The 13,980-nt window shown below is 42.2% G+C and carries 16 protein-coding genes and 2 pseudogenes; 7 read left to right on the top strand and 11 right to left on the bottom strand.

Going from position 1 to position 13,980, the window contains the following annotated elements; translation table 11 throughout:
- A pseudogene (locus IM475_RS13840) lies at nt 1–121 on the top strand (IS982 family transposase); the annotation flags it as partial.
- 247 nt (nt 122–368) lie between these two features.
- A complete protein-coding gene (locus IM475_RS13835; protein ID WP_159251445.1) occupies nt 369–1,175 on the top strand; it encodes an MlaE family lipid ABC transporter permease subunit in 807 nt (268 codons plus the stop codon).
- Nucleotides 1,176–1,177: 2 nt separating this feature from the next.
- Here the strand turns inward: IM475_RS13835 and IM475_RS13830 are convergent.
- The 7 genes and pseudogenes from IM475_RS13830 to IM475_RS13800 all read right to left on the bottom strand — a co-directional run.
- Nucleotides 1,178–1,432, bottom strand: a pseudogene (locus IM475_RS13830) (DUF4351 domain-containing protein); the annotation flags it as partial.
- Nucleotides 1,433–1,465: 33 nt separating this feature from the next.
- Nucleotides 1,466–1,807 (bottom strand): hypothetical protein, encoded by a 342-nt coding sequence (locus tag IM475_RS13825; protein ID WP_159249668.1) that lies wholly within the window; start codon nt 1,805–1,807, stop codon nt 1,466–1,468.
- Nucleotides 1,808–1,856: 49 nt separating this feature from the next.
- Nucleotides 1,857–2,672, bottom strand: coding sequence for a DUF4351 domain-containing protein (locus IM475_RS13820; RefSeq protein ID WP_002750702.1), 816 nt, complete (start codon nt 2,670–2,672; stop codon nt 1,857–1,859).
- A 16-nt stretch (nt 2,673–2,688) separates the two neighbouring features.
- Complete coding sequence (locus tag IM475_RS13815) at nt 2,689–3,261, bottom strand: Uma2 family endonuclease (protein WP_287727945.1); 573 nt, start codon at nt 3,259–3,261, stop codon at nt 2,689–2,691.
- A 46-nt stretch (nt 3,262–3,307) separates the two neighbouring features.
- Nucleotides 3,308–4,321: a WD40 repeat domain-containing protein gene (locus IM475_RS13810; protein WP_287727944.1), complete on the bottom strand. Its 1,014-nt coding sequence runs from the start codon at nt 4,319–4,321 to the stop codon at nt 3,308–3,310.
- A 36-nt stretch (nt 4,322–4,357) separates the two neighbouring features.
- Complete coding sequence (locus IM475_RS13805) at nt 4,358–4,600, bottom strand: DUF5678 domain-containing protein (RefSeq protein WP_287727943.1); 243 nt, start codon at nt 4,598–4,600, stop codon at nt 4,358–4,360.
- A gap of 7 nt (nt 4,601–4,607) precedes the next feature.
- Nucleotides 4,608–5,039, bottom strand: a complete 432-nt coding sequence (locus tag IM475_RS13800) for a DUF29 family protein (protein WP_287727942.1) — start codon at nt 5,037–5,039, stop codon at nt 4,608–4,610.
- A 302-nt stretch (nt 5,040–5,341) separates the two neighbouring features.
- Here IM475_RS13800 and IM475_RS13795 point away from each other — a divergent pair, with 302 nt between their 5' ends.
- Together IM475_RS13795 and IM475_RS13790 are read left to right on the top strand one after the other, a co-directional pair.
- Nucleotides 5,342–5,599, top strand: a complete 258-nt coding sequence (locus IM475_RS13795; protein WP_287727941.1) for a type II toxin-antitoxin system HicA family toxin — start codon at nt 5,342–5,344, stop codon at nt 5,597–5,599.
- The gene (locus IM475_RS13790; RefSeq protein ID WP_061433003.1) at nt 5,574–5,795 is read left to right on the top strand and encodes a type II toxin-antitoxin system HicB family antitoxin; all 222 of its coding nucleotides are present in this window, start codon (nt 5,574–5,576) and stop codon (nt 5,793–5,795) included. The genes IM475_RS13795 and IM475_RS13790 overlap by 26 nt, the downstream gene beginning before the upstream one ends.
- Nucleotides 5,796–5,872: 77 nt before the next feature.
- On the opposite strand, the gene IM475_RS13785 is transcribed toward IM475_RS13790, so the two are convergent.
- The 3 genes from IM475_RS13785 to IM475_RS13775 form a co-directional block, all read right to left on the bottom strand.
- Nucleotides 5,873–7,249 carry an MlaD family protein gene (locus IM475_RS13785; RefSeq protein ID WP_287727940.1) on the bottom strand — a complete coding sequence of 459 codons (1,377 nt, stop codon included), beginning with the start codon at nt 7,247–7,249 and terminating at the stop codon, nt 5,873–5,875.
- A gap of 121 nt (nt 7,250–7,370) precedes the next feature.
- The gene (locus IM475_RS13780; protein WP_287727939.1) at nt 7,371–8,150 is read right to left on the bottom strand and encodes an ABC transporter ATP-binding protein; all 780 of its coding nucleotides are present in this window, start codon (nt 8,148–8,150) and stop codon (nt 7,371–7,373) included.
- Nucleotides 8,151–8,177: 27 nt separating this feature from the next.
- Nucleotides 8,178–8,810, bottom strand: coding sequence for a 2OG-Fe(II) oxygenase (locus IM475_RS13775; RefSeq protein ID WP_287727947.1), 633 nt, complete (start codon nt 8,808–8,810; stop codon nt 8,178–8,180).
- Between the two features lie 191 nt (nt 8,811–9,001).
- Between IM475_RS13775 and IM475_RS13770 the strand changes: the two genes are divergently transcribed.
- Both IM475_RS13770 and IM475_RS13765 read left to right on the top strand, forming a co-directional pair.
- The gene (locus IM475_RS13770; protein ID WP_002749478.1) at nt 9,002–9,247 is read left to right on the top strand and encodes a helix-turn-helix domain-containing protein; all 246 of its coding nucleotides are present in this window, start codon (nt 9,002–9,004) and stop codon (nt 9,245–9,247) included.
- Entirely contained in the window at nt 9,228–9,998 is a 771-nt protein-coding gene (locus tag IM475_RS13765; protein ID WP_287727938.1) for a hypothetical protein, read from the top strand. Before IM475_RS13770 ends, IM475_RS13765 begins: the two co-directional genes overlap by 20 nt.
- Here IM475_RS13765 and IM475_RS13760 read toward each other — a convergent pair.
- The gene (locus IM475_RS13760; protein ID WP_287727937.1) at nt 9,990–11,330 is read right to left on the bottom strand and encodes a DNA cytosine methyltransferase; all 1,341 of its coding nucleotides are present in this window, start codon (nt 11,328–11,330) and stop codon (nt 9,990–9,992) included. The two genes, IM475_RS13765 and IM475_RS13760, sit on opposite strands and share 9 nt — an antisense overlap.
- A 170-nt stretch (nt 11,331–11,500) precedes the next feature.
- Here IM475_RS13760 and pheT point away from each other — a divergent pair, with 170 nt between their 5' ends.
- On the top strand, nt 11,501–13,936 hold the full coding sequence (pheT, locus tag IM475_RS13755) for a phenylalanine--tRNA ligase subunit beta (RefSeq protein WP_287727936.1): 2,436 nt from the start codon (nt 11,501–11,503) through the stop codon (nt 13,934–13,936).
- Nucleotides 13,937–13,980 lie beyond the last annotated feature (44 nt).

Here is a 13,980-nt window from a genome sequence, read left to right as displayed (position 1 = left end):
TTCCCGCCACCGCAGCCCTGTTAATTTTTGCGTTAATCTTCTCTGTGGTTTGATTGCTTACTGTCACCAGCCGAAAAAACCCTCCTTGAAGATGGAATGGGCTTTACCCCCCGCTGCTTAACCCGAACTGGGGTTAAATAGAGCATTTAATTGATTAATGCTCATTCTTAATTTTCCTGACTCCGAGACTACTGGCTCCGTTCGGCTGAGCTCACGGCCGAAGCCTTACTCCTCACCTAACGGAAGATTTTTGATTTCTGCCAGAGGTCTAGTACAAAAATTCTGCACTATCCATAGCATGGTAGGGAATGGGAGTTAAAAGACAAAACAGGATAGACTTTTCTCTAGTCCGATCGATTTTGAGGGCCATGAAGGATTTATTGGCAATTTTTAGCAAGGAATTAAGCTCCTGGTTTCGGCGCTGTTGGTTAGCGGTACTATTAACCGGCAGGGTTTTTTACTTCCTATTCACACGCAAACCCGATTGGCGCGTCACCCAAGAACAAATGGTGGCAGCCGGGCCCGCCTCGCTGATTATCGCCATGATCACGGCTGCGGTGATCGGGATGATCTTTACTATCCAAGTGGCCCGGGAGTTCCAAGCCTTGGGCGCCGGCAGTATGGTGGGGGGAATTTTGGCCCTTGCTCTCGGTCGGGAACTCTGTCCGATTATGATGGCGATCGTGGTAGCCGGTCGGGTAGGATCGGCTTTTGCGGCGGAAATCGGTACCATGAAGGTGACAGAGCAGATCGACGCACTCTATATGCTCAAAACCGATCCCGTGGAATATCTGGTGCTGCCTCGTTTAATTGCCTGTTGTCTGATGGTTCCCGCTTTGAGTGTTATGGCATTGCTGATCGGTTTGGGTAGCGGTTTGCTGGTCGGCCAAAGTTTATACGGAATTGCTAATTCAGTTTTTCTCGACTCGGTTCGCGGTTTTCTGCGCGTGGGAGACGTGCTGAGTGGACCAGTTAAAGGGTTGGTTTTTGGGGCTTTAATCGCGATTATCGGCTGTAATTGGGGTTTAACGACCGATGGCGGTGCTAAAGGAGTCGGCCAAGCTACGACCGCAGCTGTAGTCACTATGCTCTTAGCGATTTTTGTATCTAATCTGCTGATGACTTGGATTTTGTTCCAAGGCTCTGGCAATAGTTCGGTTTTATTTGGACAGTAAAGTTAAAAACGCTCATTTTCTAGCCATTGCTCTAAGTCCTCTACTGACTGAAAATCTAATAAAGCTTCTCCTAAGTTTTCTAAATTTTCTAGAGAAAGACTTTGGATATTGGCGGATAATTCGGCAGAAATGCCACCTATACGCCTATTTAATAGACGTAGAAGCAAATTGATGGCTTCTTCTTGTCTTCCTTCCTCTTTGATTTCCTGATAGATGACAGATTCCTTCATAATATCTTTCCTCAACAATTGTTGAATATTGATTATCCCTAGGTTGAGATTAAATTATCTCTAATATCCATCGGGGAAATATTTAGCAAGACAAGCGGAACAAATTGCTTCTTTGCTAAAATCATCTCCATAGTCTTGTACGTTAGCTGATGCTTGACCACAGTAGGAACAAATTTGAAATATCGTTGCTATCGTTCTCTGTTCTTCCACATCATCAAAATCATAAAAACACTCATTACTGAGAATTTCACCGATATTGACATCGCAACGGAATGATTCTTTAATTATGTCCAAAACTATCGACTGTTGTTCTTCAAAACTTAGGGACTGAAACGCCTTATTTTTCAAATACAATCGACCTAACATTGCATTGACGGCATAACTAGCTTGATGATCTGACATAATGATAATAGAGGGAATTAATAGAATAAAAATAACCGCAGTAAATTAGTTAAAAACGCTCATTTTCTAGCCATTGTTCTAAGTCCTCTACTGACTGAAAATCTAATAAAGCTTCTCCTAAGTTTTCTAAATTTTCTAGAGAAAGACTTTGGATATTGGCAGATAATTCGGCAGAAATGCCACCTATACGCCGATTTAATTGACGTAGAAGCAAATTGATGGCTTCTTCTTGTCTTCCTTCCCCTTTGATTTCCTGATAGATGACAGATTCTTTCATAATATCCTTCCTCAACAATTGTTGAATGATGTCTTTGTTTAATACTAATCCAGCGAGAATTGCGGTGGAGGCAGCCAGATTGCTTTGTTCTCGACTGTCGCTGATTTGTTCGATTTTTTGGGCGATTTGCCGCAGTAAATTCTCTTGCTCCTCAGCTTGAGCTAGTATAGCAAAGGGCAATAGTCCTGGTGCTTGTAATAAGGGTTGATAGGGTTGTTCCCATAGTCTAATCACCTCAAATTGATGATAAGTTTTTCCCTGTTGATAGTCATTCTGTCTGACTAGGGGTAAGGTACTCCTCCTTAGATAAATCACTACCTGATAGATAGGTTTGCCCTGATAGCGTCGATAGAGTCTTGTGGCATAATCGAGCATTCTATAGGGAATATCCTCTTTAGGGTCGGTTTGGAACTCAATATGTAAGATTAATTCTTCTGACTCTAAAAAGATTAAACTATCGGCTCTTATCGGCTCCAATGACAACTCTGAGGGTTTAATTTCGGTTAAATCTAAAGGTTTACCTAATAACCAAGTGGCTAAATCTCTCGAATATTCCAGGGCGATAAATTTACAAGTAGAATCATACATTAGTCTTGACTATATTTTACTCAAAAATGGAGATAAATAGACTAAAGCCTGGTAAGACATCCTCTCCGCTTAAATTAGCGGGTAGTTCCATAATTTCTAAGGGTTGCTGAGGACGATAAATTTCCACCTGTTGTTGCTGAGGATTAACTAGCCAACCTAATCGCAAACCACTATGGAGATATTCCTGCATTTTAGCTTGAATTTCTGGGAGGGAATCGCTACGGGAGCGCAGTTCAATGACGAAATCGGGACAAATAGGCGGAAATTTCTCCTGTTCTTCTCGACTTAGAGCTTGCCAACGGGTTAAACTCACCCAAGCGGCATCAGGAGCGCGATATCCGCCTTTCGGTAAACGAAAAATCGTCGCCGAACTAAAGACTTTACCCAATCGGGTTTGACGATTCCAGATACCTAAGTCAATGATAAAATCGGCTTCTCGGTTGCCGCTAATTCCCCCAACAGGTGGCATCACAATTAATTCTCCTTGGGCGTTTCTTTCCAATTGCCAATCTGGGTTAACTTGACAGAGACAGTAAAACTGCTCATCGCTGAGATTGACTGTATCTAAGTTTAAAATCACTGCTGCCATAGCTATATTTCGCCCTAGAAAACACTCTAGTCTTAATTATAGTCAATTAGATTCCCCGCCAGATTGCGATCGCACCGTCTCGATCTCCAGTGACTAACCAACGACCATCTTGACTGGCAACCATTCTTAAGATGACGTTTCCCTTCAGGGTATTCAAGCGCCGACGGGTATTAACATCCCAAAATTTGACGGTTCCATCCCCGGAGGTGCTGGCCAAAACTTTGCCCCCATCGAGCAGGGCCATATCGGTAACAGCGTCGTTATGGGCGAGAATAGTGGTGGTGCCGATGCCGCTGTTCACTTGCCAACTGCGGATCGAACCGTCTTGACTAGCAGTACCGGCGATATTACCATCCTTGGAAAAAAGCACCCGATAAACGGGGAATAAATTACCCGCATAGGCCCGAATAAAGCGACCGGTACTCACTTTCCACAGTTTAACGAAACCATCGTAATCGGCGCTAACAATTCCTTTACCATCGGGACTAAATGCGATCGCCTGAATCGGATGATGATGGCCGCGCAGGGTTTTTAGCAGTGTACCCGTCTGAAAATCCCAGAGTTTAACAGTACGATCCCAGCTACCCGTGGCCAAAATTTTGCCATCGGGAGAAATAGCGGCATCAGTAACGAGAAAAGCATGGCCAGGATAGGTCATTTCTAATTTTCCCGTGCGCGTATTCCAGCGTTGCACTTTTCCCCCGGCATCGGCAGTTACGAAAGTCTCACCATCGGGACTAAATTGGATAGCGTTAACAGTATCTCCTAGTTGCCAAGTCCTGAGAGGTTTTTGGGTTTTTAGGTCCCATTCCCTGACAGTGCCGTCAAAACTACCACTTAGCAGCAGGGAGTTATCGGGACTAATGGCTAAAGCATAGATGGGATCCTGATCGGCTTTTAAAATAGTAACTCGTTCCACCATCTGCCAAGGAACGATTTCTGCTAGGGGAGACGCTTGCGGAGTGATGGTTTTCCCTTTTTCCTGATTAACTGCACAACCACCGGATAGCAACAGCAGCAATAATAACGATAACGTCGGTTGATAAAGGGTTATTTTCATAGAATTTTGCCGTTGTCAAAATCATCTTAAACTACTTTAAACTTGAACTGGTAATATTTGAATAGAATAACGACAACGAGGAACAAGATAAATGACAAATTCTTGATTGATTGTGTTGGCTTGTTCCAGAACATTCTGTAAATTTTCACTGTGAGCAATGACCCCTTTTTCATTATAGGCAATGTATTGATTTTTATATAAATCAATCACGGTGTCACGATTTTTGTTTAACCAACGTAACATTTCTTGGGCTTGTTCTTGAGAGATTGAGTTTATCATAATCTTTCTAGGGAGAGACGTTTTTAATTAAAAGGAAAGCATCACTAATCAGTTTATTTTTGTCAATTATAGCTTCTAGTTGCTCCGATTGATACCGACCAGCTTCGACTTCTAAAGAAGCGGCATCCAAAGCATTAAGATAAGCATCGTTTAAAGTGTCTGTTAATTCCTCATCACTTAAATAATATCCTGCTGCTTTTCGGCGTTTATTGTGGCGTTGAATTTCTCTAACACTATTGCGAATGGAGACATCCCAAGAACGAGTGGTTCGGTTTTCTGCCTGTTGTTTAATTAAATGAAGTAATAAGATAACAGCATAACTACGAATGGTGCTAATAATCCCATTTTTGCTCATATCTTCAAGGTCTTCTACAATCGCCAGTGAACCTTTAATATCACCTTTTAAGAGTAAAGCCTTTAATTCTAAAAGTTCTTCCATAATCCAATTTCTTCCCTCAATACCCCTTAATTATATCTTGCCACAAGTCTCTCTATCCAAAAGCTCATTTAAGGCCATCTTGAGCAAAAAATTAATCATTTTTTCATTTATTTTAAGCTTTTCTGGGCTATGCTGTGACCGTTCTTGTGAAAATGGAGTTTTTAGTCATAACTCGAAGATTAGCAAAACTAATTGATTTGCGGGTATTGTAGCGGCGAATTGCATTCTATCTCTGATGTATAAATGCGATCTCCTTCTTTTAACTTTAAGCTAAAATAGATTGAGTTCGTTGTGATTGATCGATGGGAAAAAAAGAAAAACTGCTAGAAAAGGCCAAAAACTCACCTCAAGGATTACGTTTTAGCGAATTTGAGAGTTTGCTTAATCTTTGTGGTTGGACTTTTGACCATCAAACAGGAAGTCATCACATTTGGTATTCATCCAAGAGAGTCCGTCTATCTATTCAACCGACAAAAAACGGTGAAGCGAAAGCTGATCAAGTTAAACAATTTTTAAAAATACAGGAGGAAGAAAATGAACCCAACAACCGACGATTTTAACGGTTTTAGCATTAATATTTTCCAAGATGAGGAGGGAGATTGGATAGCATACTTAGTAGAAATGCCTAGCGTTTCCGCTTTTGCTGATAGCCCCCAAACAGCACTCAATCAATTAATTTTAGCTTGGGAAGGCGTTAAAGAAAGTTATCGTCAACATGGTGAAGAAATTCCTCATTTAGCTATGACAAAAAATTAGGCACACTAGCAGGGTCTTGAAACAATTTAGTACAAATGCTCGGACTTTTTTTTCCCAACCCCTAACCCCAAATTCTGCTACTCAGATTCAGGTTTTTTAGCGTCTTTTTCCGGGGTATTAGCGGCGGGATTTGGGGCTATTGTTGCAATTTGGGCGGCCATTCTTGTCATTGCTTGACCTTGGGCGAATTCCTGCTGTAGTTGTTCGCTAGAAGAAACCAAACGACTTAAACCCTGAATTAAACGGATAATTTCCTGTCGCAGTTGCGGATTACCAGTAATTTCATCCACATCCGAGGTGATTTTCTGAAGATTGGCAAAAGCGGCACGAGAGGAGTCGAGGAGTTGCTGTAGGGTGACAACAGTGGCAGGATCGGAGAGATAAGCGGTAAAATTTCCCAAATTTTCGCTTAATTTAACAGCATTTGCCGAAATAGTATTTAAATTATCAATAATTTGGCTTTTCTGCACTTGCGTCAGGATGGGATCCAAAGCAGCGAGAGTAGTTTGTAGGCGATCGCTGGTAGTTTTGATACTATCGAGAGTGGCAATTAAACGATTTTGATTAGCTGCCAAAAAAACCCGCAGTTCTTCGGTGGTTTCTCCCACCAAAAGCAGCGTTTTTCGGGCTTCCACTAGGGTAGCGTCTAAATTTCTCAGGCCGCCACTTCCCTGTAAACTTCTCAGTAAAGTAGTCGCTTCCTGACTCAATCCCCCGACACCGGAAAGATCACTAGAAAGGCGATCGAGGGAACCGGATACTTGCGGTAAGGATTCTAGGGATCTCATCCCCGAATTAACTTTACCTAGAGTACCGCTGCGACGAACCTCGCTTAAAGCAGTGGTTGCCTCACCACTAAAGCGATCGAGTCCCCCCAAGGCATTAGCAGCGCGTTGAGTAAAGGAACGAAATCCGGCCACCATATCGGGATCACTAACTAGATTAGAAATTCTCAGTAAAGATCTGATCAAGGTATTGACATTTAGCGCCGATTGCCCTTGTAAACGGGAACCGTTACAGATAATCACTTCCCCATTGCAGTTAGGACTCAAAGGGGGTTCTTTAACACCACCGACGGGTAAAGCTTGCAGGGGAGTAATATCGATCGTGGTTTCACCCACTAAACCAGATTGAATGGCTTCGATGAGGGAATTACTGGGAATTAGGCGATCTGCTGGCGAAATCTCCACTTCTACGGCGACTCCCTCCGGTTCTGGGGTAATTGCCGTCACTTGCCCGATTCTCACTCCCCGATAACCGACGCGGGTTCCCACCATCATGCCACCCACATTAGGAAAAAGGAAGCTGGCTCGATAACTGCGTCCCCCGAAGCTAAAATTACTTAACCAGGCGATAAACCAGATTAATATTCCCCCCGATGTCAGTAACATTAAACCGATACCACTTTGCCGCAGAGTTGGGGAAATCCCCCGTTGTGAACCGCCAGCTTCCATAAATAATTACTCCTCATCTCTACACAGTATCTTACAGGAGAAATCGGGGGATTTCAGCGATCAGTGATCAGTGATCAGATGCGAGTTATCAGTTCACTGATTACTGTTTACTGTTTACTGATCACTGAATTGGTCCGTCGATACTGCCAGTAAAAAATTGCTTGAGTACGGGGATTTCGGAGTGATAAGCCTCTTGAGTCGGTCCAACCCATTGAAATTGACCTTTATAGAGAAAAACGATGCGATCGGTGGTATTTTCGATGGTGCTGTGGACGTGGGTGACAATGAGATGGGCCCCACAGGCTTTTTTGACTTTGAGAAGTTCCATAATTACCGTCTGGATGCGGGTAGAAGCGACGGGATCCAGTCCGGCAGTGGGTTCATCGTAAAGGAGAATGTTCGCTCGATCGGCGGCGATCGAGGGATCGCTGATAATTGCTCTGGCTAAACTGACGCGTTTTCGCATCCCTCCGGATATTTCAGCTGGATAGAGGTCGTAGGAACCGGACATTCCCACTAAATCCAGTTTTTCTTCCACTAAATCGCGGATTTCGGCTCGTTTTAGCTTTGAGTGGCGATAGAGAGCAAAACCGACATTTTCCCCGACGGTGAGGGAGTCAAAAAGGGCCGATTGCTGGAAAACTAGACCAACACCGAGGGGATCTTCCCCCTGTTCTACGGTTCTCTGCCGTTTTGTGCCGTAGATGTACACTTCTCCCCGATCGGGGGCCAGTAATCCGGCGACTAAGCGCAAAATCGTCGATTTTCCCGTCCCCGATGGACCGATCACGCCGATCGCTTCCCCTTCGTACACTTTCAGATCGACGTTATTTAAGATTACTTTCTTGCCGAAAGCTTTGGTTACTCCCCTTAATTCGACGATCGGTTCGCGCATCACCATCTAGAATATCTTTACAAAAATGCCCTTTTATTGTAGGGCAATGACCCGATCTTTCTTTTTTTTCTTTTCTGGTTTCATGGTTCGCGATTCTATCTGCATTTCGGGAATCTCTCGCAATTCTTCGGCATCTAAACGATATTGTTCGCAGACAAGACTGAGACGAATACCGGAACAGCTAACGGGATTAACTGAATGGGTGAGATCTCCTTGAAAGAGGATCAGGGTGTTAGCACAAGGATGAATCCGGGCCACGGAACGATTGCCTGTTGCTAGTACCAGTTCCCCCCCTTGAATATCTTTAGGAACCTGCACATAAAGGACGCTAACTAGGAGCGGGGGATCGATTGTTTTACAATAGGAGCGCAGGGAGCGATCGATATGGGGATCGACGCGTGAACCGGTTTGTAGGAGTAAGGGGTTAAGATAAAAAGCGTTGCAGTCAGCTTGTAAACTGCGATCAAGATAGGGTTTAAAATAGGGAAACATTCGTGCGACTTCGCTGATTTGTGTGCGTCGAAAAGCGATGGAAAAGCCTTTGGTTTTAACGAAATCTCGATTTAAATTGTTAACTGTGAAGTGGGGACAAGCGAGAATCTGTCCTTGTAGTTCGCTCAGATAACTGGGAGTAAAAGCGTCGGGATATTGGGAATAGTAAGGCACGGATAGAATCGCAACGGGATGGCAATCTTTAGGATACATTTTTAGTCAAACACAAAATCAGAGTTTTTGCCGCTCCCGAATACAGGTTTATTCAGAATCAGCTTTTGTGACTTATAGTCCGTAGATTAATAGTCATCATAGAAGGAAAATGGACTGTAGAGAATTTCAATATCTTCTTTGGTAGTTTATATATGGCAGGAAAGCTAGTCACTGCTGTTGCTGTGACTGTAAGAAAATTGCGGAAGAAACGTAATCTGAGTCAAGAAGCTTTAGGGTATAGAGCTAATCTTGACAGAACCTACATATCTGGAGTTGAAAGGGGAGTAAGAAACATTACTTTGGACTCCTTAGAACAAATTATTTCAGCTCTGGATATGGATATTGTTACTTTTGTCAATACTGTTGCGGAAGAAATTAATGAGTTATATCATAAATAAACATTCTGATACCAGCTTTTTCTCAAAACAAGGTCAGAAAATAACTATCGATAAAGTCATATTTGAGCATTCATTAGTTGAATGTCATTCTGTTGTTAAAAAAATCGTCCAAGATATACCAGTAGATATATTTAGAATTCTAGGTATGAGAAATCTTTCTGCATTTATTGGTGAGCTATTTGCCATAGAATTTGCCAATAAATCCCAGGGATTATTTATCAACAATCCGCATCAAGACGGCTATCCAGATTTGCTGTTAATGGATAAAAATGGCAAAGTTTTTTTTGAACAACTTTCCCAAGAAAGACGAATGCGAGATAAGTCTCCATTTAGTCCATTTGCTAATGGGGGAGTAGAGGTTAAAGCCACTTGTGGCAGTGTTCCTACACCAAGGGAATTAAAGAAGACTGGAAAAGAAAAACCCGATATGGGAGACACAAGAATCGAGGTAATGAAAAGCTATGATTGGAAGGCTCACCATAGAGAAACTAACAATCTTATTGGCATTCTCTGGGATTTTGAGAATACTATACCTCAGATAGTTGCTGTATTTTTTGGCAACAACTTAACTGACAATGATTGGGGGAAAATTGTTCAGCCAAAAGAAGGCGGTGGAAGAACAACTAGCGTCTCAATTATGTCACGACAAGGCGTTAAGAAAATGTATAAAAACTGGATTATGATCAAGAATGACAATAGATATATTAATTTTGTTAACAAATATAACAAAGACAATTTAATTTCAAAATAGACAGAGCTGCTGATATTTTTCCTTGATTTGCTCCTCAAGAGAACAATCATCATTGAGGATGGATACTAAATGATCAAATATTTTTTGTAATCCAGCAGGTGGGATACTTTCGCCAATTAACTCTCTAATTAGTTTATCACTAACTCTTTTGCCATCTGCCCGTTTCCAAGAAAATGGGTATTCGGTAATTGTATGAAGAATCATTGCTTCATACAGAGATAATACTCTATTTTGAATAGGATGTAGTTTATTGTCACTACAAGCATAGGAGAGATTTCGTGTAATTGTACTGGCTGGTGCGTCCCAACTCATTCTTTTATAGGCACTGGTATAACCTTTCATCAACCTGTATTTTCCATCTTCTTTAACCCATGGACGAGGAAGAATGTGTCCACATTTAAGGCAGTAAAGGGGGGTTTCTGTACTAGCTCTATTAATTCCTTCATTATTTTTGCGTGCGCTGTGTGTTGGATTACCATTATATCTACAAACAGGGTTAATACATTGATTATCAAATGAACTTTTTTCTTCTGGTGTATTACTGATCCAAAAATATTTTTCTTCATCTAATAGGGGTACATAGTGATATGGTATATCATCTGATTTAGCAGTTTCTGTTCGTTGAGAGTCAAGTGGTGGTAAATGATCTATTGCGTCTCGAACAGTTTTCCATCTAGGAAGTTCTAATCCTTCTTTACTATGAGTTGGTTTAGGAAAAAGAGAATTGTTCTTTTTTAAATAATTCTTCAGTTTCTCATTTTTAGTAAATATTGAAATAAGTCGTTGACGATTCTGCGGGACTCCATAATCAGCAAAATCTATAATGCTAATCGAACTTAAAAACTTATCACCAATACGCTGTTTTATATAACATAAAATATTTACTAAGTAATCGTCTTTCTCTGGAAAGGGTATATAAGTATTTTGCATTTCTGGCACATTTTCCATGACCAGTGTTTCTGCTCCACTAGCCAGAAAAACTTCTAGGGTGGGAATGATTAATAAATTTCTCTGGTCGATTTCATTTTTTGAGCCTTTACGAATAGAATTAAGCAGCTTACCTCTGCCATTTCTAGACATACCTTGGCAGGGAGGAGTCGCAAAAACAATGTCTAAATTTTGTCCAGAGAGTCGCTGCTTTGTTTCTGCAACTATCTCATTTTTTGTATCCCATATATCCCCAATAATCATTAATGATTCTGGGTGGTTAAATTTAAATACTTCTGCACGATCTTTCAATAATTCATTCGCCACTACAACTTCAAATCCCCCAGAGCGAAGAGCCATATCTCCAATTCCACCACAGGCAAATAGACTGATTGCTTTCCTCATCGATTTTCTTACTCCATGTAACTTATAGTCTATAATAATAATTGGCTGAAGGCAACTTTTAAAAATGAGTATCCCCAGCAAACCTGAAAGCGATCTTTCCTGCCAACCCAGTCGCGGTGACTACCCACGGTTTACAATAGTTAAGAACCAACGGCAAGCAAGAATTAACGATGCGGATTTCGATCAACTGGTTACGAGAATTAGTCAAAATTGTCCAATCTCCCCAAGAATTAGCCGAATTATTGACAATTGCGGGAATAGAAGTGGAAGAGATCGAGGATCGCCGAGAATGGGCAAAGGGTGTGGTTATTGGTAAAATTATCGATCGTCAACCCCATCCCAACGCAGATAAACTAAGTGTCTGTCAGGTGGATATCGGTCAGGAAAATCTTAGTACAATTGTTTGTGGTGCGCCTAATGCTAGGGCTGATATTCTAGTTCCTGTGGCTACTTTGGGAACTTATTTAGCCAAAATCAATTTAACGATTAAACCGGCTAAATTGCGGGGGGTAAAATCGGAAGGGATGATCTGTTCCCTCGCAGAATTAGGATTAACTAAGGATTCTGAAGGAATCCACATTTTTAGCCAGGAAAATCTCTCTTTAGGTACAGATGTTCGTCCCCTTTTAGGACTCGATGAGGTGATTTTAGATATTTCTCCCACCGCTAACCGTGCCGATGCTTTGAGTATGATCGGAGTCGCGCGGGAAGTGGCAGCTTTGACAGGAGGAGAATTAAGCCTACCAAAGGTGAAATTAGGTGAATTTTCCCCTAAAAAAGATTTAACGCTGGAAATATCAGAAAATAAAGCCTGTCCTGCTTATATTGGTACGGTGATCGAGGGTGTAAAAATTGGCCCATCTCCGCTATGGTTGCAACAGCGTTTACAGGCTGCCGGATTGCGATCGATCAATAATGTGGTCGATATTACTAATTATGTACTTTTGGAGTGGGGACAACCCTTACACGCTTTCGATCGCGATCGTTTACAAAGTTTTGCCGGAGGTAAATCCGTTACTATTGGGGTCCGTTTTGCCGAGGAAGGGGAAAAAATTATTACTCTTGATGGTCAGGAAAGAAGCTTAAAAGAGCTTAATTTATTAATTACTGCCAATAATAAGCCGGTAGCTTTAGCGGGGGTGATGGGAGGTCAAGATACGGAAGTTAACGAGGAAACCGTTAATCTTGTGCTAGAGTCGGCTTTATTCGATCCGATCGCTATCCGTCGTTCCTCAAAAGCGCAGGGTTTACGCAGCGAGTCTTCCGGACGCTATGAACGCGGTGTTAATCCCGCCGCTTTGGAATATGCTTGTCAAAGGGCGATCGATTTGATTCTAGAGTTAGCTGGGGGAACTGTCAGCAGTCAGGTTAAAGCTGATTATCGTGCCGATCAGTCCAGTCGTTCGATCGAATTGCGTTTAGAACGTTTGCAGCAACTACTGGGTCAAGTTACCCTAGATAACGGTGCGATCGGTGAAATTCTCGCTGAAGATGTGGAACGGATTTTAGGCAATTTGGGCTGTGAATTGCAGTTAACCTCAAAAAATCCTGTTCTGTGGACTGTGACAGTGCCAGACTACCGTTATCGGGATTTAGAACGGGAAATTGACTTAATTGAAGAAGTAGCGCGACTGTACGGATATGATCGCTTTGTCGATACTTTGCCGGCAAAAACCGCAGCCGGAGGATTATCCTTTGAGGAAACTATACAGCGTCGGGTACGGGAAGCTTTTCGAGCAGTCGGTTTGACGGAATTAGTCCAGTATTCCCTAGTTAAACCGGAATTAGCGGAAGTTGTCCTCGCTAATCCCCTTTTTGTCGAGTATTCTGCTTTGCGGACTAATCTCCTAGACGGTTTAATCGAAGCGTTTGAGTATAATCAGTCTCAGGGTAACGGGGCCTTAAATGGCTTCGAGATCGGGCGAGTTTTTCGCTTAGAATCGGATAATATCAACGAATACGATGCAATTGCTGGTATTTTCGGCGGTGATTTCTTCCCTGCCGGACGTTGGCTGCGATCGGGTAAAGAGGTGGCCATGACTTGGTACGAAGCAAAAGGGATTTTAGAAGCAGTATTTGATCGCCTTTCGCTGACAGTAAGCTACGAAAAAGATGCCGAAGATGCGCGTTTTCATCCCGGACGAACAGCATCTTTATGGATTGGCAAACAACGCCTAGGTATATTCGGTCAACTACACCCGCAATTGCGTCAGCAAAAGGGATTAATTGAGGCAGTTTATGCCTTTGAAATCCAGTTCCCGATTCTGTTAGCAACTCTTAGCGATAGTGCCAAAATTACCCCGCGTTTACAGGTCTATTCTACCTATCCGGGGGCAGCACGAGATATCGCCTTCTTTGTTTCTACAGATATACCCGTAGATAGATTGACAAAAACTATCAAAAATGCTGGAGGCAATCTCTTAGAAAAAGTCGAATTATTCGATCGCTATCAGGGGCAGAATGTGCCAGAAAATCATTGTAGTTTGGCCTTTAGTTTAGTCTATCGTGCCAGCGATCGAACTTTAACCGATGAAGATGTGGAACCCTTAATGACAAAAGTGCGAGAAGCTTTGGTTAAACAGTTCCAAGTTTCTTTAAGAAGTTAAATTCAGCGATCAGTTAACAGTTATCAGACATCGACTTTATATTA

This window comes from Microcystis sp. M061S2 (genome assembly GCF_020245605.1).
GTDB lineage: Bacteria > Cyanobacteriota > Cyanobacteriia > Cyanobacteriales > Microcystaceae > Microcystis.
Note: the sequence above shows the minus strand (reverse complement) of the source record. Positions and strands in the feature narration are given on the sequence as shown.

Excerpts from the sequence above, each read along its gene's own strand:
- IM475_RS13835 (WP_159251445.1), top strand. The coding sequence starts at position 369 with ATGAAGGATTTATTGGCAATTTTTAGCAAGGAATTAAGCTCCTGGTTT.
- IM475_RS13825 (WP_159249668.1), bottom strand. The coding sequence starts at position 1,807 with ATGTCAGATCATCAAGCTAGTTATGCCGTCAATGCAATGTTAGGTCGA.
- IM475_RS13820 (WP_002750702.1), bottom strand. The coding sequence starts at position 2,672 with ATGTATGATTCTACTTGTAAATTTATCGCCCTGGAATATTCGAGAGAT.
- IM475_RS13815 (WP_287727945.1), bottom strand. The coding sequence starts at position 3,261 with ATGGCAGCAGTGATTTTAAACTTAGATACAGTCAATCTCAGCGATGAG.
- IM475_RS13810 (WP_287727944.1), bottom strand. The coding sequence starts at position 4,321 with ATGAAAATAACCCTTTATCAACCGACGTTATCGTTATTATTGCTGCTG.
- IM475_RS13805 (WP_287727943.1), bottom strand. The coding sequence starts at position 4,600 with ATGATAAACTCAATCTCTCAAGAACAAGCCCAAGAAATGTTACGTTGG.
- IM475_RS13800 (WP_287727942.1), bottom strand. The coding sequence starts at position 5,039 with ATGGAAGAACTTTTAGAATTAAAGGCTTTACTCTTAAAAGGTGATATT.
- IM475_RS13795 (WP_287727941.1), top strand. The coding sequence starts at position 5,342 with ATGGGAAAAAAAGAAAAACTGCTAGAAAAGGCCAAAAACTCACCTCAA.
- IM475_RS13790 (WP_061433003.1), top strand. The coding sequence starts at position 5,574 with ATGAACCCAACAACCGACGATTTTAACGGTTTTAGCATTAATATTTTC.
- IM475_RS13785 (WP_287727940.1), bottom strand. The coding sequence starts at position 7,249 with ATGGAAGCTGGCGGTTCACAACGGGGGATTTCCCCAACTCTGCGGCAA.
- IM475_RS13780 (WP_287727939.1), bottom strand. The coding sequence starts at position 8,150 with ATGGTGATGCGCGAACCGATCGTCGAATTAAGGGGAGTAACCAAAGCT.
- IM475_RS13770 (WP_002749478.1), top strand. The coding sequence starts at position 9,002 with ATGGCAGGAAAGCTAGTCACTGCTGTTGCTGTGACTGTAAGAAAATTG.
- IM475_RS13765 (WP_287727938.1), top strand. The coding sequence starts at position 9,228 with ATGAGTTATATCATAAATAAACATTCTGATACCAGCTTTTTCTCAAAA.
- IM475_RS13760 (WP_287727937.1), bottom strand. The coding sequence starts at position 11,330 with ATGAGGAAAGCAATCAGTCTATTTGCCTGTGGTGGAATTGGAGATATG.
- pheT (WP_287727936.1), top strand. The coding sequence starts at position 11,501 with ATGCGGATTTCGATCAACTGGTTACGAGAATTAGTCAAAATTGTCCAA.